The following is a 2,861-nucleotide window of genomic DNA, read 5'->3' on the forward strand; positions in this document are numbered from 1 at the left end:
GGTGGCGAAACGGCAAGATGGCCCTGCGCTGGGTCGCCGCCGGCATGATCGAGGCGGCTAAGGGCTTCCGCAAGCTCAAGGCTCACAAGCAATTGCCGATTCTGCGGGCCGCCCTTCTTGCCCATCAGCAGCGCCTTGCTGAAAAGCCCGTTGCCTCCGTTTCCAGGGCCGCGTAACCTTCAACCCCGGCAACGTCGTTCGCCGAAGTTCAACAAACTTCGGGACATCCCCNAAAAGCCCGTTGCCTCCGTTTCCAGGGCCGCGTAACCTTCAACCCCGGCAACGTCGTTCGCCGAAGTTCAACAAACTTCGGGACATCCCCGTGGCGCTGCATGTTCTGCCCGATGACAGTGCCGTCCAGCACGTTGAGCGCGGCGAAGAGCGTCGTCGTGCCGTGGCGTTTGTAGTCATGGGTCATGGTGCCGGCGCGGCCCCTTTTCATGGGCAGGCCGGGCTGGGTTCGGTCGAGGGCCTGGATCTGCGACTTCTCGTCGACCGACAGCACCACGGCGTGGGCCGGCGGATCGACATACAGGCCGACGATGTCGGTCAGTTTCTCGGCGAAGGCCGGGTCGTTCGAAAGCTTAAAACTCCGCCAGCGGTGGGGACTGAGGCCGTGAGCCTTCCAGATCGCCTGCACCGTCGACGCCGCTATGCCGGCGACCTTCGCCATCGCCCGCAGCGTCCAGTGGGTCGCCTCGTGCGGCGGCGGCTCCTGCGTCAGGCGGACGATCTCGGCGACGCGCTCAGGCGGGACCGGCGCCTTGCCGGGCGGACGGGATCGATCGCGAAGCAGACCCTCGACACCTTCCTGCATGAAACGCTCCTGCCAGCGCCACACACAGGTCTTCGACTTGTTCGTCCCCGCCATGATCGCCGAGGTGCCGAGGCCGTCGGCGCTCAGCAGGACAATGCGCGCCCGCCAGACATGCTTCTGCGGGCTCTTGGGGTCCACGACGATCGCCTGCAATCGCTGACGGTCCGCGGCCGATACGGTGAAGGTGACGTCGCTGCGCATACCGCAGACTCGCACGCCACAACACAATGCGGAATCCCAAAACGGACTCTTTTGATCCGATCAATCCACTAGCAACTTTATGACTCTCGTGGATTTTTCAAATTTGATATTTGATCTTGAGTCCGCCGCACATGGGTATCAAATGTCAAATTCAATCCACTAGTTTTGACGAGAGTTCAACTTTTGTGGTCTGTTTAGCCATATGATGCATTCTTACGGTGAGGAAAAGCTTTGATGGCTATATCCGATGACGATAAGAGCCAAATCGACAAATTCCGCGAGGCGGCTCGCGAACTGGAAACAGATAACGACGAAGCGCGCTTCGACGCAACGCTAGAGCGTATCGCGAAGGTGCCACCGCCGAAAGACGAGAAACCGAAGAAGGAAAAGCCCGGCCAGTGAGCCGGGCTTTTTAGTGGAGATCGCTATGCAACATATCGAAGCAGAACTGAATCGCATCAAGGCAAGGTTACAGGCCTACCCCGATCCAAACGAACATGCAGCGCTATATTCTGCACAACAGGCGCTCGCTTGGGCCATGGAGCCGGAAGGATATTCCTCCCCCTTCGACGCTCTTGTTAGCAGCGGGGCAGGTTCAGAAGGTTGTTCGGCGGGAAGCCGTCGCCCTTCGTTGTCAGGTAGTAGCGACCGCTCGTCGGATGCTGCTTGACGATAACCCAAACCGATTTCCCGGCTGCGCTCGTCCAGAACCGATGCTGGCCCCGCTGGATAAATCCTATGACGTTGTCGATTGAATCGTTCCAGTCAGGGCCGCCGAGCCTGTCAATACGACGATCAGCGTCATTGCTGTCCGGGGTGATGCAGGTCACTCGGTAGTCAGCCATTTTGCACTCCTCCATTGCGGAGCGCTCAGGCTACCTTAGCGGTCTGGTGTGTCAAGTATAATATCGCCAAAAAAAGGGGACGGCGCATGGCCGACCCCTGATAACTGTCAAGAAGTTCTTGGACGCCGCCGCTCTCTGCTGTGGCCGAAAAAGCGAGAGCGGTATCAGTGACTGTGGCCGGTGCCGTGACCCCGAACCGCCTCCACGGCGTGGCTCGCGAAGTCCGGACCGTGAGTCCGCCCTTCACGAAGATCGTCACGGATCGTTTGCAACCCCACTTGGCGCGCCTCGGTGAACGCCTCCTCACGCGGCGTGAACTCGCGCGCGACCTCGGCATCGAGGCGGTCGAGCGCCCGGTGCGCGGCCGCGAGAGTCGGATGACGCTCGGCGTCCGATCGGTCGAGCCTGTCGAAGGCTGCGGCGACGCCGTGATTGTAGCCGCGTTCCGTCGCGGTGAAGCTAATCGGATCGCCGGATCTGGGAACTTGATCGAGGTCGGCGGTGAAGCCGACAGCGATCGAGCGGGTCCCGACCATCATCATGAAACTGTCGCTCGCCTGGCCGACGAAGGTGCCTTTATAGCGTTCGCCCGGAACCGTCGTCGAAATGTAAGTCTCCTGCCACTGGAACTCGTGGCGATCGAGATCGGCAAGCGCCTTGCGCAGCGGTGTGGCGCGGACCGGATCGCTGATCTCATCCATCATGCGGATGATGCCAGCCGGACTGCCGGGGCGGTGGGCCGTGTCGACCGCCTGTTCGCTGATGGTCGTCATGCGCTCAGCGCTGACGAGCGAGAAGTCGAGGCTGTGACCGGCGCCCTCGGCAAGCTGAAGGATCAGCGCCCGTTGGGTGCGGCCGTTGCCTTCGGGAAAGGGATGGATCTCGTTCATCTCGGCGAAGAAGGCGCCGGTGGGTTCAACCGGTCAACGCAACATGATGGCTGTCATGATGCGCTGGGAGGATCCACAATGGCACGCACGGGACGACCGGGACTATCT

The 2,861-nt window shown here is 61.0% G+C and carries 2 protein-coding genes and 3 pseudogenes; 2 read left to right on the forward strand and 3 right to left on the reverse strand.

Going from position 1 to position 2,861, the window contains the following annotated elements:
- Positions 1-176, forward strand: a pseudogene (locus VQ044_RS24490) (IS256 family transposase); the annotation flags it as partial.
- 146 nt (positions 177-322) lie between these two features.
- Here VQ044_RS24490 and VQ044_RS24495 read toward each other — a convergent pair.
- Positions 323-1,018, reverse strand: a pseudogene (locus tag VQ044_RS24495) (IS630 family transposase); the annotation flags it as partial.
- Positions 1,019-1,252: 234 nt separating this feature from the next.
- Here VQ044_RS24495 and VQ044_RS24500 point away from each other — a divergent pair.
- Positions 1,253-1,420, forward strand: a complete 168-nt coding sequence (locus tag VQ044_RS24500; protein WP_327650257.1) for a DNA-binding protein — start codon at positions 1,253-1,255, stop codon at positions 1,418-1,420.
- 176 nt (positions 1,421-1,596) lie between these two features.
- On the opposite strand, the gene VQ044_RS24505 is transcribed toward VQ044_RS24500, so the two are convergent.
- Positions 1,597-1,863, reverse strand: a complete 267-nt coding sequence (locus tag VQ044_RS24505) for a DUF3892 domain-containing protein (protein WP_327650259.1) — start codon at positions 1,861-1,863, stop codon at positions 1,597-1,599.
- Between the two features lie 164 nt (positions 1,864-2,027).
- Positions 2,028-2,759, reverse strand: a pseudogene (locus tag VQ044_RS24510) (hypothetical protein); the annotation flags it as partial.
- Positions 2,760-2,861 lie beyond the last annotated feature (102 nt).

Origin of the sequence: Aurantimonas sp. C2-5-R2, from assembly GCF_036549495.1 — a bacterium.
In the GTDB taxonomy this organism is placed as follows: Bacteria; Pseudomonadota; Alphaproteobacteria; order Rhizobiales; family Rhizobiaceae; genus Aurantimonas; species Aurantimonas coralicida_A.